Origin of the sequence: Aquimarina algiphila, from assembly GCF_947494415.1 — a bacterium.
GTDB classification, from domain to species: Bacteria; Bacteroidota; Bacteroidia; order Flavobacteriales; family Flavobacteriaceae; genus Aquimarina; species Aquimarina algiphila.
This window is the reverse complement of the sequence record NZ_CANLVC010000002.1, coordinates 125,629-150,914: the sequence shown is the minus strand read 5'-3', so window position 1 is coordinate 150,914 and position 25,286 is coordinate 125,629. Positions and strand designations below refer to the sequence as shown.

Genomic DNA, 25,286 nt, shown 5'->3' with positions numbered 1-25,286 from the left:
TAAGGATAATATACAAGCAAAAATTGATTGGATTGTAAACCTTGCCCATATAACGGTTTTAATAATGATATTTAAGAAAGCTCTTTTTTTTGTCATAACTATTTTTTGTTGTTGTTTACAGAGAATTAACGCTCAGGATCAGTTTGATCAAGATCAATTCCTTTGTCGAATATTAGATGAAGATTCAAAAACTCCGATATTTTATGCTACTGTTAAGTTGCTGGGAACAAATAGAGGAGTGATTGCAGATGATGAAGGTCAATTTAGACTCCCTTCGACTTTGGATGTTTCTGGAAAAATAAGTCTATCTTCTATAGGATATAGAACTAAAGAAATAGTAATAGGGAAACTTCTTAGCAACCAGATAAATATTATTTATTTAAAACCCAATGTTGAAGAATTAGATGCTGTTACATTGGTTTCGGGAAGAAAGAAAAAACGTCGGTTTACTGCTAGGCAAATCATAAAAAAAGCATTACAAAATATTGTTTTAAATTATCCTAAAAAGCCATTTTCATATATAGCTTATTATCGTGATTATCAGCAACCTGTAGACGATTCTTATAAGGTGTTATCCAATCAAAAAAAAAGCACTCAATATATTAATTTAAATGAAAGTATAATTGAGGTATTCGATGCTGGATTCGGTACAGATTATTTAACTAATAAACAGAATCAAACACTGCTTTATAGCTATCACAGAAATGAGACTTTTGCTCAAGATAGTGCATTAGCTATCCCTTATGATAATGTAAAAGAAAAATACCTGGAAAGTGTTATTATTTCTCCTTTAGGAGGAAATGAATTAAATGTCTTGAATATTACCAATGCAATACGGAATCATGATAGGATGTCTTTCTCCTTTATAGATGTTTTGGATGTAGATTTTTTGAAGAATCATTTTTTTAGCTTGCAAGGTATCCGTTACCTTGATGATACCCCGATCTATGAAATTAATTTTGTGGCAGAAGACGCGGCTTCTGGAGCACTACATTTTGCAAAAGGGAAAATTTTTATTGCTAAGGAGAATTTTGCAATTCATAAACTTAATTATGAAGTATTTAAACAGAAAAAAAAGAATGCATTATATAGAGTCGCATTAGAGTATGCTCCTATAAAAGGGAAAATGTACCTTAATTATATAACATTCAATAATAAATTTCAGGTCAATACTGATTATTATTTTAGGATAGAAAATATTTTCTTAGATCTTGATAATATGTTTTTTGATGTGTATTTCAACAGAAAATTAGATAAAAAAACAATAACTCCTATTTCAAATAAGTTTAAAATAACATATACTTATAAAAAACATAAGGTTCGTATTAAGGATGTTTTAACCTTTGATGATCATTTAAGGATTGTAATAGATCAAGAACAATTATTTTCTATACCCGATTTTAACTTTAAAAACTTTTCTGAAGATATTAAGTTAAAAATTAGAAATATCAGTGATATTGATGGAAATGTAATAAACGAAATTCCTAAAGTAACCTTAAATCAATATAGAGAGATATTTGTACAAGAGGTTTTTCCCGGAAAAAAGATAAAGGATACTACGAAAACAATGAATAAGTATGCTCCATTATCTACGTCTGAGATTAATCTTTTTAAAGATAAAGATAAGTATTGGGTAAATACTCCGTTAAAAAAGCACACAGGTCATTAATTAAGAGAATTTTTAAATTTAAAATCTACTTTTCATGAAAAACGTAATTATACTTCTTCTTTTTGTTGTTTCTGTTTTTGTTTCCTGTAAAAAGGAAAAGGATACAAAACCACAAGAAGAGAAACAACCCAGGGTAGTTTGGCAATCCTATGATGAAACCAAAGATCTGGAAGCAACTCAATCACTTGAGCAGGCCAGGATGCATTTAAAATTGGTGAATTCTAAAGTATTAGATAAAAATGACATTTGGAAGAGTTTAGAGTCCGAATTAGATTTTTTCTCTGAAGAAAAATATAAGAGTTTAAAGCAATTTATCCTGGAAAAAGATATACCTACAATTCAACAAAACATAAAAGATAATAGACTTACGTATGAAGAGTTAACTCTTTTCTATATCTACCGCATTAGAAAATACGAAAGTGATAATGCTTTGTCATTAAATTCGGTGATAGCTCTCAATCCAAAGGTGGTCGATCTTGCTCGAGAATTAGATAAAGTTGATAAAGCGAGTATTGATGTAAATTCTGTTTTTGGGATGCCTATTCTGCTTAAGGATAATATCAACACAGAAGATATAGCTACCACAGCAGGAGCAATAGCGCTGCAGCATAATAATACTAAAAACGCTTTTATAACAGAGAAGTTAATTGCGAAAAATGCGTTAATTCTTGGTAAAGCTAATCTTAGTGAATGGGCATATTTTTTATGTTCAGGATGTCCAGTTGGTTATAGCGCAGTAGGTGGACAAACTCTTAATCCATATGGGAGAATGATTTTTGAAACCGGAGGATCTAGTTCGGGTAGCGGAGTTACAGTAGCAGCAAATTTTTGCGTCGCAGCTATAGGAACGGAGACTAGCGGGTCTATTTTGTCTCCATCTAGTCAAAATTCTGTAGTTGGGCTTAAACCAACCATTGGAGTATTAAGTAGAACAGGAATAGTGCCTATTTCGAGTACTTTGGATACTCCTGGTCCTATGACCAAAAGTGTGATTGATAATGCAATTGTACTCAGTGCAATTATTGGTAAGGATAACAATGACGCACCTTCTGTAGCTACAGATATAAATTTTGTAAACTTAATTAATGATGTGAGTTTAAAAGAAAAGCGTTTTGGTATTATAAAAGACCTTTTAGAAGATTCGATATACAAAATAGCAACAGAAAAAATAGAGAAAGCAGGAGGTGTGCTTATTGAAATTGAACCAGAACAAGTTCAATTACCAGGTTTCCTAAGCATTTTGAATATTGATATGAAAAACGATCTTCCAGAATATATTAAAACACAGGCTGGGGATGAAGTTGAGATAAAAAATATCGAAGATGCGATTGCTTTCAATAATAAAGATACGTTGATACGTATTCCATATGGGCAACAATTATTTGAGGGTATAATAACAGATAGCACTACAGTCGAAGAATTAAATGAGATTAAGGAGGGGTTAAAAACGGCTGCGCGTACATATTTTGATGTTCACATAAATAAACATCAATTAGATGTAATACTCTCCATTAATAATTATCATGCGGGATATGCAGCTGTTGCCAAATATCCGGCTCTTACAGTACCTATGGGATATTCAGCCAAGGGAGAACCAAAAGGGCTTACGTTTATTTCCGAACCTTTTTCTGAAGGTAAATTATTGCAATTGGGTCATGCGTACGAAAAAGTTACAAAAGAACGTAAGATGCCTGTTTCATACATTGAATAAAATATAAAAATCCCCTCTTTTTTTACAAAAGAGGGGTGTTGGGTTTTAATTGTTGAGGTCAAACGTCAAATAGATCATAAAAATGCAATACGCTATTAAGAAAGCCCCGCTTAACAGCAATCCAAGTTTTGACGCCTGTTTAGGTAATTTTGACATAGGTTTTGGTTTGTAGAGTAAGATGATTATGGGTTTTAATTTATTTGTATGATATTAAGTGATTTTTTTGTGTTATTAATGAATATAAAATAAGTGATAATGATTTAATTACATCTATTTCTAAGGACATCATCAAAAGTGTTTTCTAATTCTCCAAGACTGCTAACCCTTAAGACAGCACCATCAGAAATAAGAACAGTCATAGGAAAATCCAGGTTAACAAAATCATTTCGATTTAGCCCGTCTATAAAATCATAAAAGTCCTTATCATTTTCAAAATCCACTTTAAGTATTAATTCATTTTGTGAATCAAAACCAGAAGCAGAAAGTGGGTATTCAAAATCAATACAAGCGATACTATCGTTTTGACCATTACAATTGTTTACCTGTCCTTGTAGTTGTGTATCATCATTAACTACAATTTCTGTAAAGTCATTAAATATTAGAGTTATTGGAAAACTAAACACTATTGGATCAGTATCATTAAAAAGCCCTTGGTTGGCTGCAATGTCGTCTATAGTGTTATAATTTATTACTTGACTATTTGCAGTAATCGTGAACGGAAATTTTATACTAAAACAACTTGCTTTATCAATAGAGTCATCTACAGAACCGTCATTAGTTACGGCACGTAAAATCAACCCAGCTATTTTAGAATCTGAACTAAGGTATTGATTATTTGTGTCTTGTAATAATTCATCTGATTCACTTCTACAAGATGTGATGAACATGGTAATACCCCATGTTAAAAGAAATAGAATTGAACTGGTTTTTGTATTCATAAGCTGCAATCTTTTCAAATATAAGATTATACTATTATAACAACTAAATATTAAAAATCCCTTTTTTATTTTAGTTTTTTCTAAATTTAAACCCAAGAAACTTTATAAAAATGCCAAAAGAGCTGCAAGAAGATGTCTGCGAAGAAAAGATGTTTTCTAAGATCTATACGAAATATTCAAAAGATTTATACAACTATCTATATTATAAATATGGTGAGTCACTGAGTCCTAATGATAAAATGCAAGATGCTTTTATTAAGTTATTAGATAACTGTAAAAAAGTTACTCCTTCTAAAGCAAAAGCTTTTGTTTTCAGTGTTGCAAAAAATATGATGCTTAATGAGATAAAACATCAAAAAGTAGTACTACGACACAGAGAGAATAAACCAAAAGAATATACAAATGAGTCACCAGAGTTTATTATAGAAGAAAAGGAGTTTTTGAAAAAGTATCAGATTGCATTGAGCAGGTTAACAGAAGATCAGCGAGTCGCTTTTTTATTAAATAAAGTAGAAGGGAAAAAACATATCGAAATCGCAGAAATGCTTGGTGTAACGCGTAAGGCAGTGGAGAATAGAATCTATACAGCATATAAAAAATTAAAAAGCGAAATAGAAGGTTTTAAATAATTGTAAAGGAAAAAGAAACATTAAGTTGTTTTATATATAGAAGGGTGTAAAAAAATGAATAAAGAATATCTCATAGAAAAATGGTTGATTGGGGAATTAACCGAAGAAGAGCTGGAAGCATTCAAAAAATTGGATGATTATGATATGCATATCAAAATCATGGAAGGAGCCAGAAACTTTAAAGCTTCTGAAGTTTCTGAAGTAGCAGATTTGGATAGTTTCTATGCAAAGCTGGATCAACAAAAAACACCTGCTGTCGAACATAATACTTGGTATAAACCATTTCTTAAGATCGCAGCAGCTTTTGCAATATTAGTAGGTATAGGGTCGCTTTTCTTCATAAACTCTAATACAAATATAGAGACAATGATCAGTGAGAAGATTTCTGTAGAATTACCAGATGCTTCTACTGCAATGTTAAATTCAAAGTCAGAAATAACATTTAATAAAAATGACTGGACTACTAAAAGAGAAGTAACTCTCGAAGGAGAAGCTTTTTTTAAAGTAGCTAAAGGATCAAAATTTGATGTGATTACAGATGCAGGTAAAGTGAGTGTGCTAGGTACACAATTTAATGTCAAGAATCGTGAAGGGTATTTTGAAGTACAATGCTTTGAAGGATTGGTTAATGTGAAATATAAAAATCATATAAAGAAATTACCGGCAGGTAAAACTTTTAAAGTTGTAAAAGGAATGATAACTTCTGATACTACATTAAATCAACAGCCAGAATGGATGAGTAATGTAAGTAGTTTTAAGAGTGTTCCTTTTTATGTGGTAATTAATGAGTTCGAAAGACAATATGATGTTGTTTTTTCGTTAGAGAATATAGATACTTCGCGTATATTTACGGGAGGTTTTGTGCATACAAATTTAGAAGAAGGCTTAAAATCAATAACATTACCCCTAGATCTTAACTATACCCTTGACTCAACCAATAACATCAAACTATTTAAAGACAAGCCAAAAAAGTAACATATTATTACGGCTTTTTTTTGTATTTTTTGCGTTCTTGTCTTATAGCCAGAATTCAAATGATAAGATATTATTAGTCGATATTATTTCTGATCTTGAAAACCGTTTCGAATATAAATTTACTTATGCAGATGATACGATAGAAAATATTTATGTATCAAAACCAAAAAGAAATATTTCGATTGAACAAATTCTAGAATTTCTAAAGAAAGAAACAAGTTTGAAGTTTCGTAAACTTGCAAATAACTTTATTTCTATTAATAAAAAAAATGTGTCTTTTGTTATTTGTGGAAAATTAGAAGACAAACGTACAGGACTTCCTCTCGAAAGTGCAACTATTCAAGGAAAAAAGAACTCATCGATAAGTAAAGAAGATGGAAGCTTTGAATTAGAGATTTCAAACCCACGTGAAACAATCTTAATAGGGCATTTAGGGTATAGAACGATATATCGGTTGGCTGATTCTTTTAGACCGAATGAGTGTGCTCCCATTTTTATGAATCCAAAAATAGAAACATTATCAGAAGTTATACTTAATGATTATATCACCAAGGGAATTGATAAATCTGCAGATGGTAGTTTGCAAATCGATTATAATAATTTTGATATTCTTCCCGGACTTATAGAAACAGATGTTTTACAAACAGTACAGGCATTACCTGGAATTCATAGTGCAGATGAAACAGTGTCTAATATTAATATAAGAGGAGGAACTCATGACCAAAATTTAATTCTTTGGGACGGCATAAAAATGTATCAATCTGGTCATTTTTTCGGGTTGATATCTGCTTTTAACCCAAGGCTTACCAAGAAAGCTGTACTTTTAAAAAATGGAACAAATGCAGAATATACAGATGGAGTGTCGGGAACAATCATAATGAATACAGATGAGAATGTTAATGATGATTTCAATATGAGTGTTGGGTTAAATATGATTAATGCAGATGCTTTTATGGATATCCCCATAGGAAAAAAATCTTCATTACAAATAGCCGGAAGAAAATCGATAAGCGATGTTGTAGAAAGCCCTACATATGAAGAGTATTTTAAGAGAATTTCTCAAGATAGTGAGCTAACACCTGAAAATGAAAACATAATATTTGATTTTTATGATGTTGGTTTACGGTGGAATTATAATATTTCTGATAATGATAACTTAAGAGTTAATTTTTTGGCCATAAATAATGAATTAGTATTTACAGAAAATATTAATACTAATATTATAGAAGAATCCCGTCAAAGTAGTTTAATGCAAAATAGTTTTGCAGGAGGAGTTTGGTACGAGAGGAGTTGGAGTGAAACATTTAAATCTGTTCTTCAGGTATATGAAACAGACTATTTACTTAAAGCCGTCAATGCAAACTTTCAAGATGGGCAACGATTTTTGCAAGAAAATATAGTCTCAGAAACAGGAGCAAAATTAAAAACATATTATGATTTTAATGAAGCTATAACACTTCTCAATGGATATCAATTTATAGAAACAGGAGTCTCTACTTTAAATGATATAGATGAACCACCGTTTAGAATAAAAGAGAATAGAGTAATAAGAACGCATAGCACTTTTTCTCAATTATATTATAAATCTAAATCAACCAAAGTAAATGTTGGAGTACGATATAATTTTAATGAGAAATTTGATAGCCACATTATTGAACCAAGATTGTCGTTTAACCAAAAATTTCTTAAATATTTTAATGTAGAAGTATTAGGGGAGTTTAAGCATCAAAACATTTCTCAATTAATAAATGAACAAAATGATTTTTTGGGAATAGAAAAAAGAAAATGGATACTGTCTGAAGAAGAAGAAATACCGATTATAAAAAGTAAGCAAGCATCTTTAGGATTGTATTATAATAGAAAAGGGTTGTTGATGAGTATAGAGGGGTATTATAAAACAGTAGAAGGGATAAAAGCCAAAGGACAGAGGTTTCGTAATGAATTTGAGTTAGAAGACGCTATCGGCGAATACACCGTAATTGGAGTTGATTTTTTAATTAATAAAAGATTTAATGATATTAATACATGGATGAGTTATTCTCATGCTCAGAACAATTACATTTTTACCGCCTTTAGCGATGAAGAGTTTCCTAACAATATAGATATACGACATTCTTTAGCAGTAGGAGCATCATATACAATTAATAATTTAAAAATATCAACAGGGGTAAATTGGAATTCTGGGTTACCTACCACCAAGCCAATAGCAGACAACCCTATATCAGGTGATGATATTAACTTTGAAAAAATAAATAGTAGTAGGTTGGATGAATATTTAAGGTTAGATATTTCGGCAACCTATGATTTTAAAATAGCTAAAGGAGTTTTAGCCCATACAGGAGTATCTGTTTGGAACCTTACAAATAGTCAAAATGTAATCAATAAATATTACAGAATTGATCAGAATAATGCACTTCAGGAAGAAAACGAATTCCCTTTAGGGCTAACACCAAATGTAACGTTTAGAGTGTCTTTTTAAAAAAAGGATTAATTTATTAATGCATTGATTCTCTCCCATAAATCATTATCAAAACTAGAAGGTCCTAATAGTGCTTCCCCAGTATCATTACCCATTCTAACTACTACAAGGTTTTGACTAGGAACTATATATAGTTTTTGATCATTTTTGCCAAGACCTGCAATTAGATCATCTGGCGCTTCTGGTATTAATTCACTCATAAATAATATTTCAAATGCGGGAGCTCTGAAGCTTGGTTTTCCGTTTAACCACCATAAATAGCCATAGGATTGATTTAATGCCTGTGATGTGGTTGTCATTTCCGAAAAATAATTCGTGTCATTAAGGACCTCAGTAGAATCCCATGCTCCTTTATTTAGGTTCAATAATCCAAAACGTGCCATGCTTAGTGCTGTACTATAGTAAATGTTAGAGAAACCAAGTTTTATCCAACTACCATCCATACCGATTTTATTTTTTACTTTTGTATCAAAGTATACATTATAGTCTTGATTAGAAGCCTTTGAAATGATATCGGTGACCAAGGTATAAGTAGCATTGTGATAATACCAAAAATTGTCAGGAGCATTGAGGTAAGTTAAACAGTCAGGATCAGTGCAATTTTGATTAGTAATAGTATAATCCAAACCGGTTGTCATGGTTAGGTGACTTCTTATTGTGATAGCATCCTCCTGTTCTCTAGAGATATTTGCCCATCCAGAACCTAGGTAGTTAGCAGATGGTTCATCAATGTCTAGTAGGTTTTCTTCTTGAGCAATTCCAACGGTAAATGCCGTGAGCGTTTTTCCCGCAGAATACCAAGGGTTAATATCAGTTGAAGTAGATCCGTTGAAATATTTTTCTATAATTATTTTTCCGTTTTTTAGAATAATAAATGCTTTCGTTCCTTTTGCTTCAAGAAAATCATATAGAGGTTGTTCTTTATTAGTATTCCATCCAAGTTCTTGAACTGATAGTGTTTCCCAAATATCAGAATCTATTGGTGGAAAATACAGAGTATTGTTATTTGTAGTATTTGTAATAATAGTTTCATCAGAGGTCTGATCTATAGATTCATTATCAGAGCATGAAGCGTTCATCAACAATGTGATAGCTATACTATATATAACAACCTTTTTCATAGACTGAGGTTTTAAAGATTTAGACTATTTAATTTACAAAAGGTTTAATAAAGAGAAGAGGTAACATTCAGAGTTATTGGATTTATAGGGTGATCTTTAGTTAATCCTCGTATCTTTGCAGACCTTTATCCAGAATATATGAGAACAAAGACATTAAAGAAGAATAAAATCAATGTAGTCACATTAGGTTGTAGTAAGAATGTATATGACAGCGAAGTGCTGATGGGACAATTGCGCGCAAACAACAAAGAGGTGGTTCATGAAGAGGAAGGTAATATTGTTGTAATTAATACTTGTGGTTTTATTGCAAATGCAAAAGAAGAGTCTGTAAATACTATTTTGGAGTATGTGCAAAAGAAGGAGCAGGGTACAGTTGATAAGGTTTTTGTAACTGGATGTTTATCCGAGAGATACAAACCAGATTTAGAAGAAGAAATTCCAGATGTGGATAAATATTTTGGTACAACCGAACTTCCAGGGTTATTAAAAGCTTTAGGAGCAGATTATAAGCATGAATTAATTGGAGAGCGTTTAACCACGACACCAAAGAATTATGCGTACCTTAAAATTGCTGAAGGATGTGATCGTCCATGTTCATTTTGTGCAATCCCTTTGATGCGAGGAGGTCATAAATCAACACCAATTGAAGAGCTTGTAACCGAAGCAGAAAAATTAGCTGCCGACGGAGTCAAAGAATTGGTTCTTATTGCTCAGGATTTGACATATTATGGTTTGGATCTTTATAAAGAAAGAAAACTAGCAGATTTACTAAAAGCATTGGTAAAGGTAGATGGTATTGAATGGATACGTTTGCATTATGCATTCCCAACTGGATTTCCTATGGAAGTACTTAAGGTAATGAAAGAAGAACCAAAAGTATGTAACTATATTGATATCCCGCTTCAACATATTGCTGATCCAATATTAAAATCGATGCGACGAGGGACAACTAAAGCAAAAACAACTAAGTTACTTAAGGAGTTTAGAAATGCAGTTCCAGAAATGACAATTCGAACTACACTTATTGTTGGATATCCAGGAGAAACGCAAGAGGATTTTGAGACATTAAGAGATTGGGTAAAAGAAATGCGTTTTGAACGTTTAGGGTGTTTTACATATTCACATGAAGAAAATACACATGCCTTTAATCTTGAAGATGATGTTCCTGAGGAAATAAAGATGGACCGTGCAAATGAAATTATGGAAATTCAATCTCAAATTTCATGGGAATTGAATCAACAAAAAATTGGTAATGAATACAAAATAGTTATTGATCGTAAAGAAGGGAATTATTTTGTAGGTAGAACCGAATTTGATTCTCCGGATGTGGATAATGAAGTATTGGTTGATGCATCCAAACACTATCTTAAAACAGGAGAATTTACGACAGTCAAAATATATGAAGCAGAAGATTTTGATTTGTATGGAGAACCTGTCTAGTAAACAAGCTAACTTCTTTAAGTAGATATATAATACAACTTAATTCTAATACAAAAAGAAGCCCATTTGGGCTTCTTTTCTTTAAATAGCAGGCTCTTTTTTTATGTTTTTGGCTAACTCTAAATTGTTAAAGAGAACTATTTTTTAAAAAAGAGAAATATTGATCTCTTTTTATCTTAATTATTTAGACCGTGGTTGCTTTCAACATAGGTGTCAATAATTTTTCCTGGCTCAACATCAGGGGTTTCCTGTGGAGTGTTTTCTGTGGTAGCAATACTTTCTTCAAATGATTCTGCTTCGCAAGAACATAAGATAGTAATAACTGAAAGTAGAAATAATGATTTTTTGATCATCGTTATAAATTTTATTTTGTTGGGTAAATTTGTGGCAAAACAAAAGGTTTAGTTGTTTAAGCCACCATCACTTTCAATATAAGTATCAATAATTTTTCCTGGTTCAAGATCAGGGGTTTCCTGTGGAGTGTTTTCTATAGTTGCAATGCTTTCATCAAACGATTCTGCTTCACATGAAAATAAAGTAGCAACAATAGCAAGTAGAAATAGTGATTTTTTGATCATCATTATAGATTTTATTTTGTTAGGCAAATTTGTGGCAAATTATTCTTTAATAGTTGTTCCATCATTAGGGTTAGTAATTTCTGGATTTGAATCTCCTGGAGGTACTTCTTCTGTATTATTTTCCTGAGTTGGGATTGATGAATCAAATGATTCTGCTTCGCATGAAAATAAGATTACAACAACAGCTAGTAGAAATGGTAATTTTTTGATCATTATTTAAAATTTTATTTTGTTCTTTTTATTTTGTTCGTTTAAATCGGCGGCAAATGTATTTAAAAAAACAACACAAAATCTTAAAGTTTCGCTAATGAATTTCCTGCGAAAAAAGGAGGGCGAAAAAAGTGAATTGAAGTATTTTTAATTGAATTAAGGCGAACGTTTTGAATTATTCAATACTCTAAAGGAAGAAGGTGATTATTCTTCAAATTTTGAATCATTTTATTGAAAAATAACCATCTTAATTATTGGTTAAAAAAAGCATTATGTTAACAATATGGTAATATTAGAGGTGATTTTTATTGTATTTTTATGAATAATTCATCAAAAAATATGGTTTTCGTGTTTTTCGTTAATTTTTATAAGTAAATACGATAACCTTCTTAGAGATTTGAATGATAAAAAAATGATCTGATAATTTTTAGAGTTTTAAAACGTAATAATTGCGCTTTTTTTTAGAATTAGCAATTAAAATTGTGCCTAAAAAAGACTTGTAATTTATATGTTTTAAAATAGGTTTAAATAAGAAATAGGATGTATAATATAAAAAGAGGTCTAAATTTTTCACATATAGACCTCCTTACTTTACTTTGATATTTTATAATACCTGAAATAATTCTGAAATAGGTTTGCGTACCTTTTTACTATCTTTAGTTATATCCTCATCAGATCGATATCCAATTGTAGCAATTACTGATGCAGATAAACCTTTTTCTGATAATCCCAAAATGGTATCATATTCTTCGGGTTCAAAACCTTCCATAGGACATGCATCTATTTTTAGCTCTGCACAGGCGGCTAACAAATTACCCAAACCTATATATGTTTGTCTTGCTGTCCAGTTCTTAATGGCATCATCATTTAATTCTCCAATTTTTGACTTCATAAAGTCTCCATATCCTTCTAGATCTTCAATGTTAAGGTTTTGGATATCTGCTTTTAATTTTAAATAACTATCAATGGTTTCTGCCCCTACTTTGGTATGATTACAAAAAACAACCAAGTATGATGCATCGACTATTTGGGATTGTCCCCAAGACACGGGTTGTAGTTGTTTCCGTAATTCTGGATTTTCTATAATTAAAACAGTATACGGTTGTAACCCATAAGATGAGGCAGATAACGAAATCGCTTCCTTGATTTTTTCGAGATCAGTTTCAGAAATTTTCTGTGTTGGATCAAATTTTTTGGTGGCATATCGCCATTTTAGGTTTTGTATTAATTCCATTATTAATGATTTTAAATTGACATTGGTACTTCCATTAGTAATATTTTGGATTCACTATCTGCGATAATATTAATTTTAGTAGTATCCCAGACACCAAATCCATCTCTTTTGTTTAGGCTTTGTCCTTCTATATTCATATCTCCTTCAAGTATGAATGCGTATACTCCATTATTAGGATTCTTTAATTCATAGGATATAGAATTTCCTTTTTCGAACTTTCCTATGTGAAACCAGGCATTCTGATGAATCCAAACTCCAGAATCTTTAGAGTTAGGAGAGAGGACTTGTAATAATTGGTTTTTTAATTCACTTTCTTGCAAAGTAATTTGATCATAACGCGGTATTACATTTTTTTGATTAGGAATTATCCAGATTTGCAGAAATTTTACGGGAGCATCATTATTTTTATTGTACTCACTATGAAAAATTCCGGTACCGGCACTCATTATTTGTATATCACCTTGTTTTATAACCGTAGTATTGCCCATACTATCTTTATGTTCTAAATCTCCTTCTAATGGAATAGAGATAATTTCCATATTATCATGTGGATGTTTACCAAATCCCATTCCCGCTGACACTACATCATCATTTAATACCCTTAAAGCACCAAAATTCATTCTTTCGGGGTTATAATAATTGGCAAAACTAAAAGAGTGATTAGAGTGTAACCATCCGTGATCTGCTTTTCCTCTGGTATCTGCTTTATGCACAATAGTTTTCATTTTATATCCTTTCTTTTATATGGTATTTCTTTATTACACTACAAAATTGATACTTTTTAAGTCTAAAAAGAATATAAGAATACGAGGTAGTCATATCAAAATCCGATATTGGATTACTTTTTAAATTGAGAAGGTGAGATTCCTGTACATTTTTTGAAAAAATTACTAAAATTGGATGGCTCAGAGAACCCAAGTGCATATGCAATTTCTTTAGTAGTATGATCAGAAAAGAATAACATGCGCTTTGCGGCAATTGTGATACGTGATTGGAGATATTCTTTTGCTGTTCTACCGATCAAAGATTTTACAGTTCGATTAAGATGATCAGGTGTGACGTGTAATGCTTCTGCATATTGATGAACCAAATGCCATTCTGAAAAATGATTTTCAACTAAGGTCTTGTAATCCTTTAATATTGTGGATCCAGCATGAATCTGTTGGATGTTTTTTTGATCCAGATCACAAATATTATTACAGGATATTAGGAATAATTTAAGTAATGCTCCCAAAGCATGATATTTAAATTTTGTATGAGAGCGTAGAGTACTATAGATTTGATCACAGTACATATTTAATAGGTATACCTGTTCAGAATTTAAAGGTAAAGGTGGTGATTTTCCATAATCTGTAAAAAGATTAATATCTTCAATAAAATGATAGTCAATATTATTTTCGGTTAGAAATTGCCTGGAGAATGTAATTACCCAACCATAAGATTTATGTTCTTCGATGACCTGATGAATTTGTCCGGGGCTTATAAAAAATACCTGGTGATTCTCCAGGTCATAGGTTGTAAAATCTATGATATGTTTTCCTTTAGCTTTTTTTATAAAGAGTATAGTATAGAAATGATGACGATGAGGTTCATCTAGTTTGCCTTTGTTTGCCTCATACATACCTTCTGTTTTCTTAATATCAAAAGTCATTTGATCATTTGATCGATCTACAAACTCATAAGTTTTAATGGACGAAGGCATAAAATTGATTAAACGAACTAGGTAATTGATTTTTTCTCAATCTAAATATAGCTATTTAAGATTGATAATTGTTGGTAAAATATGCTCTGCCATTATCTTTTCTAGTTGCCATAACACAAATAACGTTTTAAACATCTAAGTTTTTTTATTTTGCTTTGCAAAATGAAAAAATCCACAACATTGCTGCTGTGGACTTAGTATCATTTATTTATTACTCTTACCGCTTACTCATATGCTGCACGGAAAACATTTCCGCACTATCATATCCGAGCGATCGGGTTCTTTGTATTTTTCTTACTCTTATGGAAGTCCGAGTTAAAAACTCGAACTAGCACATACTATAACCCAGCGGGGGGTAAATCTTCATGAAATATCCGGTAGAATACATTCATAGGTTCCATAGACGATTGGTTTTGGTTTGTTTTCCTTTGAAGTAGTTATTTTGTCATAGAAGTTTTTTATGAAATGAGGTTAAACAGTTACAGAATTTTAAAACCTGTAACTGTTTATTACTATTTATTGTTAATCTACTAATTCAATTGTAAACCATGTAGAGCAGTTTTATTGTCGTTCTAAGGCAGCTTTAGAATTCTCAGACAATAAAATGTTTTTATTATTTGCATATGTTTCTAAAATCAAATTAAGTTTATTTTCCTTGAATTTTCCTAAATAATAAAATAAACGGGTTTTAACATAATCATCATTAATTAATAAGAAATTATTATATGCAATATCAACCATTCTACTTTTATCTTTATTGAGATTATAGAGAAACCAAGCTATTATAATTTTGTCGAATGGTTCTTCAACACTCTCTAATCTTTTTTCAATAACCTCTATTGATTTTTCAGCTTTCATATAGGCTAATGTTTCTATTATTAATAGATCATGTCTAGATTTTAAATCTTCAATTAACATATTTTCAATCAACACCTTTTCTTGACTGGTAAGGTTATCTATTAAATCTTCATTGTAGAAGTCCTTTCTGTCTTTATAAGTATCAGGTGGGATTATTTTTTTATAAATTTTTTTTATATTCATTTTACTTTATATAAGTGTACTTAATATTTACGCCATTGGCATCTAAAATACGTTTTTCAATTCTGATCCATGTAGAATTTTGAAATTTAGGAGTTTTCATAAAACTTCTAGATAGAGTTACATGAGCTGTACTACCTGGTTTGTATGATTGTGCTAAGGCAGCAGACAATTTATCCCAAAATCGAGTAGATTGCTTTTCACCAAGCTGTGCTGTTAATTTTATCATATTCTTACCAGCTCTAGTTTCTCCAATCACTCTAAATCCAGCATTTTTTGCAGCGTATTCGGTTCCTCTTCCTGACCAAAAAGAAAAAATATTCCGTCTAGCAAGTCTAGTCATTAACCTAGAAACACCGAGCCCAAAAAACGGGGAATCAACCCCCATTGCTTCTGTATTCCCTTGATTTAAAGGGGTTTTTCCTCCATAATAATCATAAGCTTGTAAAGCCCATGAAGTCATTGACAATAACACTTCATCTGTAAATCCATAATTGTGGAGTGATTCGATAGAAGCTCGTCCTTGACCGATAGCTCTTATTTGAGATCTAAATAATTCAAAATATTGATTCTGCGAATACCATCCTGCTGCTGCATCTCTGAATTTTCCACCTCCTCCAGCGTGATAATGTTGAGTTTCAGAACCTAGTGGACCATCAACACCTAATTGCGGACCTGGCACTTGTTTGGTTTGCCCCTCTTTTGGACAATCATCACAAAATCCACCTTCTCCATTAGAATTCCATGTAGTTTTTCCATTTCCTGACGCATTAAAAGCTGCCATTATAGAACTTACAGTAGTAGTTCCAGAAGGATCGGCAAAATATACAGGGTTGTTATCAAAAGTTGTATAAGTGGACACATTAAAATGGGTCACAGGGTCTATGGATGTCCAACGAGCAATAGCAGGATCATAACTTCTAGCATGAAAATCTAACAATGCTAATCCTAGCTCATTTTGTTCTTCTTTTCCACCAAACTTCAATAGTTGTGCTGTAGAATTTCCTAAAGAAGATACAGTATTATTATATCCTTTGTGTTTTAGTCCAAAAGGATAATAATTATTCTCTTCTATGATTTCAAGATTACCTGTATCATTTTTAGTATAACTTAAACGAGTATTATCTAAATGATCTTTGAACTGGTATATATATCGATACCCCTCGACTCCGCTCGGGGTGACCTTAGGTGTTGCATATCCTTCTGAAGTACCCATATATTGTAAAGTACCATTTTTATAGATGTGGTTACCTGCGTACTCAGTATCTATTAAAGAACTTCCCTCAGTTACAATCTTTTTCAATTTTGCTCCCGTGGCATCGTAAATATAGCTAATATTTCCTGTTCCTTCGCTATTGGAGATAGAAACTGTTTTGGGTAAATTCAAATGATTATACGTAATCCCGGTGATGCCTTTGTTACGATCAATTTTCATGTTTCCATTCTCGTCATATTCAAAATCATCATTGGTATTGTTACCATCTTTAAATCCAAAGGTGGTATTTCCTGTATCTGTAACTTTTAGGAGTTTGTTTCCCGCATTATAGGTATATCCTAAATTATCCATTACCCCAAAAGAAGTAGCCGCTTCATTAAGATGTCCTGTTCGGTTTAGAGATAGGATATTTCCCATTTTATCATAGGTAATACCACTCAAGTCATAATTACCACTACCACTTGCCGCCTGGGTAATTCTATTTAAGGCATCATAAGAATACGTATAGGCTTTGATACTATTATCCTGATTGGCTGTACGCCAATAGGTTTGACTTATATTTCCATTATACAAGGCTTTATCCTGGTATGCTGCAGCTACATCATCGTAGCGAATTCTAAAAGAAAACAGGTCATCACCGATAGTATTGATATCATTAATTCCTGTAAGCCATCCTCGTATGTTATAGGTGTAATCTACGGTTTGTAACCCTTCGACTACGCTCAGGGTTCCATTGCTGCCACTGAGCGGAGTCGAAGTGCCGCCCACATCCTTTTGTTTGAGTTGTCCAAGGACATCATAGGTATTGCTTACAATCTGCTCTGTATCCTGTGCATTGATCTTTTGGGTTTGAGTAAGAAGTCTCCCCATATGATCATAGGTGAATTTATCAATGGTTACTATTGCTGTATTACTGCCTTTGGTATGTCGGGTAGTGGTTTCTTCTACTTTACCCACAAAGTCCAGTTTGCTTTCTATAATATCTGTTGTGTTTAGATAATCATTCTTACTGGCTACATATATCGGTCTTGATTTATCATCATAATAGGTCACTGTAGTAATCCAATCATTGGTATCCAATACGCGTACTTTGCTTCCTGTAGGTAAAGACTTGGTGTTTATGTCTATGGTTTCTGCATATACTGTTCCGGGATTAGTCAATCCATCGATATCAAAAGTATAATTGTCGTAATAATTGATGGTTAAGAGCTCGAGATTTGTATTTGGGAATGCATCATTACTATAATAGATTGCTGTACCACCTAGTGTTGTAGCAGGACTTCTTTTTTCCCAAAGAGAGGTAGTGGCATTTACATCGATTTGTATAGTTTCTCGATCACGACTATCGGTGTATTTTCCTGTATAGATTACCCTACCCAACGCATCATACTTGGTAAACAACCATAGGTTGCTTTGTTTTAACAAAGTATCTTGAGTAAACACAGGTTGATCCAAAGTGTTATAAATGATATATTCCTTTCCTTTTCCCGGGATTTTCTTTTCTATCAGTCTATTTCTGTGATCATAGGTATATTGGTAGCACAGTTCGGCAAGTTCATTGTTCGATACTCCATCATTGGTGTTTACCTTTGGGGGAATCACATAGGTAAGATTCTCAAAACGATCATACACATAGTATGTGTCATGCACTTCAATACTTCCTGTAGAAGAACTATTGTATGTACGTTTTAGAATAACACGTCCTTGTTTGTCTTTATATTCTCTGGTGGTATGTAAGTCTCCATCTGTTGGAGTCCAATTCTCATCCTTAGTGATGGTTACATACAATTGATTAGCCAGATAATAATTGTTTTTTATCAATTGTGGCTTTTCGGTATCACCTCCTGTAAAGGTTACAGTAAAATTCACTACTTCATTAGTGGTATTGGTACTCCAGTCAAATTTGATGGTATGATCGGTATCACTGTTGGGATCAGCTTTCCATGCTTTTCCGGGTGCACCTTGTTCTGTAACCCTGTTTAGAGGAGAAGCCTCAAACACACTTTCACTATAAGCATTAACATCTCCCAGATTGGTCGTAATCCCAGGAAAGTCGTCTGAATATGTATTTTTATAATAGGTATTAACATCATTAATTACATCTACCGATTTATAACTCCCAACAGTATTCGTTGCCTCAAAAGGAAGATATTGTTTGTTTTGTCTACCAAAATCATCATATTCTATATGGGATACAATATCTTTGGCATCGGGAGAGGCTTTGATGGCTCTTTGCTGCATAGGTCTTCCTAATCCATCAAAATAAGTGACATTTTCAATTACATCTTTATTATATTTTATTTCACTAGGCAATGACATTTCTTCTTGATACACCCTAGTAAAGACATAACTCTCATTAGATAAAGTTAGTTCATGAGGTGTAAATACACATCCTTTTTGTGTTCCATATTCATTCGGGCATTTATCTTCATTGTTAGTGACATACCCATCTGGTTGTTCACTGTAATACACATTGTCATTAGGATCTCCAAATCCATCATTATCACCATCCTTATAAAAATATCTAGGAGGTATATTGGTAATATTCCCGTTAGCATCATCGAGGTCGTCTTTACTTTTAGCATGTCCAGAGAGTGAAACAACACACTGGTTTAAAGCCCCTACTGTGGTACTACCAAACCCATCTCCATCATTATCTACGTACCATACACTTGCGTTTAAAAGATTATTTGTATCATCACAATCTCCTATTTTTGCTACAAAACCATCTGGCTTTGAACATTCTAATTTTATATACGGAGGTAATATATTTTGGCTAGAATCAGGAATAAGGTGAAATTCCCCCCAACCATCTCCATCTCCATCACGATACCAATATTTGGGAATTATCTGATCATTTGTATCATCACAATCTTTTCCAATGGCTACATATCCTGTTGGTTGAGTACATTGTGTTTTAGTATCAGCATCATTCCCAAAGGTATCTCCATCACTATCGCGGTACCATTTTTTATAAGGGAAAAATTCATGGTTTTTATCAGTACAATCTCCATTTTGTATTGAGTAATTATACGGTCCAGCAGGAGGAGTACAACTCATAAATGTCGTTTCAGTAATTGTAATACGTGTCGGTGTTTGTGAAGGAGGAAATATTTGCGTAAACACATCTGGAATAGGATAATTATATTTAACAAAATCAAAAGGTTCTAAATTACTTAAATTGGCTTCGTTTCCATAACCATCCTTATCAAAATCTAGATACCATGTTCTTGGGTATACCTGATCATTAGTGTCATCACAATCACCTGCTCTAAGAATATATCCAGCAGGCGGATCAGAATTAAATATATTAGGTGTATACGTTATTTTATCATTTGGATTTCCCCATCCATCTCCATCAGCATCTCTATAAGCATCTTTAGTTGTAGGTGTTGGATCAATTGGATCTATAGGGCCAATTGGATCTCCCGGACCTGCAGGGTTTCCTGGATTTATACCTATTGTACTTGAATTAGTTGATGAAGCTGATTGAACCTGAGCATAGGAAAAGGTCATAAACATTCCTATTACTAGTGTAATAAGAAATGTTTTAATTTTAGTATTACTCTTGCACCCTACAAAAAAAGCATGCTTGAGTTCTAACAGAAATATAGTTATTAGCTTATTCATTTTTTTAGAGTGTATTAGTTTTTATAATTGTATTTGTTTTCTGAAATCAATTTCCCTTCATGATCTTTTACAAACTCAAGGCGGTTAAATTCATCATAGATATATTCCATTTTATATCCTTTAGGACTGGTTTCATTGATCATACCTATTAATGGTTCATACATATACGTTGTAATCATTGCACTAGGCAAACTAGTTCTTAAACTATTCAAAGAAGACAAAGAGTTGTCACTAAAATTAATTAAGGCATTTTCAGATATACCTAATGCAATAGCGACTTCCAAAAAAGTAGCATTTTCGATTTTAGCCACTGGATATATTTTATTATAACTCCAGACATAACTGGTAACCATACCATTCGTTTTTTTGTATTGTAAAATATTCCCTTTATCGTCGTATTTTTCAAACATTACACTTTCCGTTAAAGGGTTTTCATTGGTAATGACTCCTTTTGCAATTGCTAAAGATTTTGGGAGTACCAAATTAGAGGTAGTTACTCCTTTGTTATAATTTGTAAGTTGTGTTTGTATTAAATCATTTCCTCTATATGTTTTTGATAATATGGGCTCTGTGATTCGGTTTTGAGAAACTAAATCTGACATATACGGTAGATTCGAAACATTATCCTCCTGATCAAAAGGATAATAGGTGTAATTTATTAATGCTTTATCATTATCAGAAGAAGTAACAGTGGTTGACTCTGGTAAATATTTTTCATTATAGCTGTATGTCTTTTTTGTCTCAACTGCTTTATCGTCAAAATAATCGATTGTAGTCTCTGATCGATTTAGAAGTATTTCACGTTTATATTTGAATGGGACATAGTATATGTATGAACTATGAGCTGGAATCCATAGATAACTAACATTAGGTACATTCAAATTAAGAACTTGTTGAGAAAAAGGTCTTGATCCATAGAAATAAGCACCACTACTATACTCACTTTCATTAGTTACTATATTATAGTCATTCACAACCTCTTTTAGTACCGTAAAATCAAAATCATTAGTTTTTCGCTTTAGGTACCTTTCCTTATGTATCATTCCATTTTTTATATTTGGAATGGTAGGGAAATCAATACCTAATCTATTTGGAGGTAGTGAATTATTGTTCTTCTGGATATAGAAATCTGTAAGTATAGTACCATTGGTTTGACTATTTTTTGTGCTATTGTGGATTTCTTCTACTTTCGCATACCCAACGTTATAATCCTGAAAGGTATTCATCATATTACCAGTAAACGAATTAATTCCTCCAACTGTAGAACCAGTATTTAAACTTCCATTACCTTCATAAGTATTAAATAAAATATCGTTGATCAATGTACCAGAAGATATCTTCTTACCATCAACTCTATTTTTTGTATAAGTATATTCTTTATGTCCAAGTAACACATCATTAGAATCATAGTTTTTAATATGCTTAATTCTTAATCCTCCTGCATTAGATTCATATAATCTAAATGGATTTTGTAAAGGTGTGAATCCACTTGCACCTATAGACGACGAACGTTTAATAGACCATTCTAACGCGTAATCTCCTTCCGGGAGATTCTCAAAAGTTTTTGTTACCGTCTGTGGATTTTCGTTTAAATCAAAAGTATGCCCAAAGGTATATGGTGATTGATTAGGTCTTATTAATCTAATGGTGCCGCCAGTCTCATCACAGGCATAAGATTGGCAAGATATTCTTAAGGTCAATTTAGAGGGGCCTCCCTCGTAAACAGAAAAATAAGTAGTAGGTTTAGGAGTATCAAACCCATATCCGCTATCAGTATTAGTGTACCCAAAACCTATTTGCTTTAAGTATTCAGAGCTAAGCCCAAAAAACAGATATCGATAACTTATAAGATCCCGATCACTATTTAAATCAAGAGTAACTGTATTATTTTCATATTCAAAAGAGGTATAACCTTTAGTTGGGTAAATAATCTTAGTTAATATTCCTTTTTTTGTATGATCAGGATCTACTAAATTATCAGCTCCGTTATAAGTCTTTTTTAAAAAATCAGAAGATTGACTGCTTGTACTACATGATGGTAAACCATATACTTTAGGAAAACGCATCTTGTTATCAACCTTTCCGTTGTTATATCCCCAAAAATCCCTACCTGATGAGGTTTTTATAGGTAGATCATCGGCGTTATATTCAAAACCATACGATTTTTCATTTATCCTTATGCCATCTAATTTCAGCCTTAGATATAGGTTTTTGTTTGTACGATTACCAAAACTTGCATTGTAGTAAGACTGGTAGAATTGGGTATCGATAATTTCTTTACCTTGTTTATTTTTGATTTTTAATGCTGTAAGACGTTTAGGTGTATTATTGTTCCCCTTGTTATAGGTATAGAAACTAGTTGGATGATCAATATTAGTTAAGTCATCTCGTTCGCCTAACGAGAAAATAATATCTTCTTTATCTGAAGTAATCTTACTTAAATAAACACTATGAACTATGGATTGTGAACTACTAACAGAATAACTAGGGTTTGTAGAAGATGGATTTCCAACACTTCCAAGACATGGTCTGGTATAAGTATGAGAATAATAAGGTGCACTAAATGTATAAATATCCTCTCCATTAATTTTACTCAAATATTCAAAATTAATTTCCCTGCTTTTAGGAGAAACTATACGATCCAAATACCATCCTGTAATCACACGATTATATAAATCTCCATCAATAGGTTCTTGTTCAGCCTCATATGCGCTTCTTTCAATATTACCCATATTAATACCTCCATTAGTATCTTCAGGATTAAAACTTGTTCCCTTGGAAGCGGATACTGTTGATGAATATTCTTTTGTATTAAAATAAAATTGAAACCCTTGATCATTTGTTATCATAAATGATTTGGTACTTTCATTATATTCAATTTGAGATCGATTTTCATTCAACATCATCACGCCAATTTTACCATTATTCTCTACTTTTTTAGTAAGGGTAAATTTTGCAGTCTGACCAAATAGGTTTACAACAAAAATATCAGGCCTGGTATCATATTGTTTTTGGTACTCCCCATAAAATGTTTTAGTCAAATATTCATTGGCTATATTTTGTGTAATGCTATTGGGTAAGGGAGATTGGTAAACATAACCATGAGGATATTGCACATCAGACATCCCATTTACCTGTCTTGTGATAATTGAATTTGCTGTCAATGTCCAGCCTAGCCCAACCCAACTGGATTCTTCGGAAACCCGTATACCTGAAGCATGGTAAGATAATTCTATTGGAATTTGCAACCCGTCAAAATCCATAGTATAAATAGGAACTTTGATATTGGGAACTCCTGTGAATTTACTTACAGGAATCATCCCATATTTCCCTAAAGATATAGCATCTGGGCTTGGGGATACAATTTCGGGAATATTACTTGCTCCTTGAGAAAACCCCCCAAGAAAAAATAAAAAAAATATTATCCGAAAAGCATATATTATAAACCCATTAATTTTTGATTTTTTTATACTGTTTTTCATAGAATAGATAAATTGAAGTTTTATTATAAATTGTTTTCCTGATGCAAGAATAAAACATGCCAGTTTCATTTTTCGGGACTGGGTGAAATGACAGTGTTAATTAATAGTTAAAAACCATAAGTAATATGTATTGGTTTAGGAGTGCAGTACTACAGAAATACTTATGCGGTATCAATATTCCTTTCAGCACCATCTTTTATCGACCATCGGCATACCTCTACTCATCAGCGCATACGGGTGCCCACTCAGCGCACCAGGTGTATCGATCAGCGGTATGATGGCTACCTCCAGCGCAGGGGTAAAACCAACCCGCGCACCAAGGAAAGGCTTCAGCGGCGCGCTGGGACCCTAACCCCATGCGCGGGTCAGTCATAGTAAGGGGGTAGCCTTATCTACGTTTGTATCTACTTATATATCCTTTGTAACGTTCGGGATCTTTTCTAAAGGCATATTTGCCGGTATCTCTGATTTCATCCAAGGCTTCTTTTAGATGTGTAAAAGCTCTATCTCGTACATCTTTGGCTTTAGAATTGTCTAAAGTAGCCCCATTGGCCTTTGCCAGTAGTTCTGCAAGGTGATCAGATTTTTGTCCTGCAATATCAAAGTTGCTAAGATCGTATTTTACTTTTTCCAGTTCTGGTGTATTCGCCTTACCCAAAACACTGATATCCATTAGATCCTGTATCATATCAGCATCGCCTTCTCCATCCGCAATAGCACGTACACGGGCTAATAAATCAGAACGCTTTCTAAAGGCAAATCGTAAATCAGCTAATAAATCGTTTCTAAATTCATAAGCTTTAGGAGATTCTTCCCTCCATGTTTTTAAAGCTTCTTCTTGACTGTAGCGTTCTTTCATCCAAACCGCTTGCGCATATCGACATGCTCCTACACGAACTGGCAGATCCTCTGTATACGTTTCCCAATCCAACCCTTTACTCTCAAGAATTATCTTATCCTCTTGTGCCCATACAAATAAGTTTTCTGCTTCTTGCAGGGTAGTATCAACGGGAGTTGTTGGTGCCTTTACATCTTTTTGTGGTAAGCTTTCTAGTAAACTTAACTTTGTGTCATAATTTTCTTTTGACATAATTATATATTGTTATAGATTAATAATCTACAAGGATAGCGTATGCCAGTTTCGTTTTTTGAAACTGGGAAAAGGAGCCATGTTAATTAGAAGTTAAAAAATGTGGTCGATTTTAAGTGGTTTCTCTTGTGGTAGTGATGTTAA

The 25,286-nt window shown here is 32.6% G+C and carries 18 protein-coding genes; 6 read left to right on the top strand and 12 right to left on the bottom strand.

What is annotated here, in order from left to right; genetic code table 11:
- Positions 1-64 precede the first annotated feature (64 nt).
- Positions 65-1,669: a carboxypeptidase-like regulatory domain-containing protein gene (locus tag PQF96_RS03160; RefSeq protein WP_271765067.1), complete on the top strand. Its 1,605-nt coding sequence runs from the start codon at positions 65-67 to the stop codon at positions 1,667-1,669.
- Between the two features lie 34 nt (positions 1,670-1,703).
- Complete coding sequence (locus tag PQF96_RS03155) at positions 1,704-3,380, top strand: amidase family protein (RefSeq protein WP_271765066.1); 1,677 nt, start codon at positions 1,704-1,706, stop codon at positions 3,378-3,380.
- Positions 3,381-3,640: 260 nt separating this feature from the next.
- On the opposite strand, the gene PQF96_RS03150 is transcribed toward PQF96_RS03155, so the two are convergent.
- Positions 3,641-4,318 carry a hypothetical protein gene (locus tag PQF96_RS03150; RefSeq protein ID WP_160114236.1) on the bottom strand — a complete coding sequence of 226 codons (678 nt, stop codon included), beginning with the start codon at positions 4,316-4,318 and terminating at the stop codon, positions 3,641-3,643.
- A gap of 110 nt (positions 4,319-4,428) precedes the next feature.
- Between PQF96_RS03150 and PQF96_RS03145 the strand changes: the two genes are divergently transcribed.
- Genes PQF96_RS03145 through PQF96_RS03135 form a run of 3 tightly spaced genes read left to right on the top strand, consistent with a single transcriptional unit; the run spans position 4,429 to position 8,401 of the window.
- Positions 4,429-4,947 (top strand): RNA polymerase sigma factor, encoded by a 519-nt coding sequence (locus tag PQF96_RS03145; RefSeq protein WP_200825128.1) that lies wholly within the window; start codon positions 4,429-4,431, stop codon positions 4,945-4,947.
- A 54-nt stretch (positions 4,948-5,001) separates the two neighbouring features.
- Positions 5,002-5,922: a FecR family protein gene (locus PQF96_RS03140; RefSeq protein ID WP_271765065.1), complete on the top strand. Its 921-nt coding sequence runs from the start codon at positions 5,002-5,004 to the stop codon at positions 5,920-5,922.
- 37 nt (positions 5,923-5,959) lie between these two features.
- Positions 5,960-8,401, top strand: coding sequence for a TonB-dependent receptor plug domain-containing protein (locus PQF96_RS03135; RefSeq protein WP_271765064.1), 2,442 nt, complete (start codon positions 5,960-5,962; stop codon positions 8,399-8,401).
- An 8-nt stretch (positions 8,402-8,409) separates the two neighbouring features.
- On the opposite strand, the gene PQF96_RS03130 is transcribed toward PQF96_RS03135, so the two are convergent.
- The gene (locus tag PQF96_RS03130) at positions 8,410-9,522 is read right to left on the bottom strand and encodes a serine hydrolase domain-containing protein (protein WP_271765063.1); all 1,113 of its coding nucleotides are present in this window, start codon (positions 9,520-9,522) and stop codon (positions 8,410-8,412) included.
- 138 nt (positions 9,523-9,660) lie between these two features.
- Here PQF96_RS03130 and rimO point away from each other — a divergent pair, with 138 nt between their 5' ends.
- A complete protein-coding gene (gene rimO / locus PQF96_RS03125) occupies positions 9,661-10,962 on the top strand; it encodes a 30S ribosomal protein S12 methylthiotransferase RimO (RefSeq protein ID WP_271765062.1) in 1,302 nt (433 codons plus the stop codon).
- A gap of 176 nt (positions 10,963-11,138) precedes the next feature.
- Here rimO and PQF96_RS03120 read toward each other — a convergent pair whose 3' ends face one another.
- The 10 genes from PQF96_RS03120 to PQF96_RS03075 all read right to left on the bottom strand — a co-directional run bounded on the left by PQF96_RS03120 (position 11,139) and on the right by PQF96_RS03075 (position 25,142).
- The gene (locus PQF96_RS03120; RefSeq protein WP_271765061.1) at positions 11,139-11,315 is read right to left on the bottom strand and encodes a hypothetical protein; all 177 of its coding nucleotides are present in this window, start codon (positions 11,313-11,315) and stop codon (positions 11,139-11,141) included.
- Between the two features lie 48 nt (positions 11,316-11,363).
- Positions 11,364-11,543: a hypothetical protein gene (locus tag PQF96_RS03115; protein ID WP_271765060.1), complete on the bottom strand. Its 180-nt coding sequence runs from the start codon at positions 11,541-11,543 to the stop codon at positions 11,364-11,366.
- A 36-nt stretch (positions 11,544-11,579) separates the two neighbouring features.
- Positions 11,580-11,753 carry a hypothetical protein gene (locus PQF96_RS03110; RefSeq protein ID WP_271765059.1) on the bottom strand — a complete coding sequence of 58 codons (174 nt, stop codon included), beginning with the start codon at positions 11,751-11,753 and terminating at the stop codon, positions 11,580-11,582.
- Positions 11,754-12,354: 601 nt separating this feature from the next.
- Positions 12,355-12,984, bottom strand: a complete 630-nt coding sequence (locus PQF96_RS03105) for an NAD(P)H-dependent oxidoreductase (protein ID WP_271765058.1) — start codon at positions 12,982-12,984, stop codon at positions 12,355-12,357.
- Between the two features lie 11 nt (positions 12,985-12,995).
- Positions 12,996-13,709, bottom strand: coding sequence for a pirin family protein (locus PQF96_RS03100; RefSeq protein WP_271765057.1), 714 nt, complete (start codon positions 13,707-13,709; stop codon positions 12,996-12,998).
- Between the two features lie 113 nt (positions 13,710-13,822).
- Entirely contained in the window at positions 13,823-14,686 is an 864-nt protein-coding gene (locus PQF96_RS03095) for an AraC family transcriptional regulator (RefSeq protein WP_271765056.1), read from the bottom strand.
- Between the two features lie 561 nt (positions 14,687-15,247).
- Entirely contained in the window at positions 15,248-15,727 is a 480-nt protein-coding gene (locus PQF96_RS03090) for a hypothetical protein (protein WP_271765055.1), read from the bottom strand.
- Between the two features lies 1 nt (position 15,728).
- Positions 15,729-20,570, bottom strand: a complete 4,842-nt coding sequence (locus PQF96_RS03085; RefSeq protein WP_271765054.1) for a DUF6443 domain-containing protein — start codon at positions 20,568-20,570, stop codon at positions 15,729-15,731.
- Between the two features lie 14 nt (positions 20,571-20,584).
- Positions 20,585-24,052, bottom strand: a complete 3,468-nt coding sequence (locus PQF96_RS03080) for a hypothetical protein (RefSeq protein WP_271765053.1) — start codon at positions 24,050-24,052, stop codon at positions 20,585-20,587.
- A gap of 388 nt (positions 24,053-24,440) precedes the next feature.
- Positions 24,441-25,142 (bottom strand): hypothetical protein, encoded by a 702-nt coding sequence (locus PQF96_RS03075; protein WP_271765052.1) that lies wholly within the window; start codon positions 25,140-25,142, stop codon positions 24,441-24,443.
- Positions 25,143-25,286 lie beyond the last annotated feature (144 nt).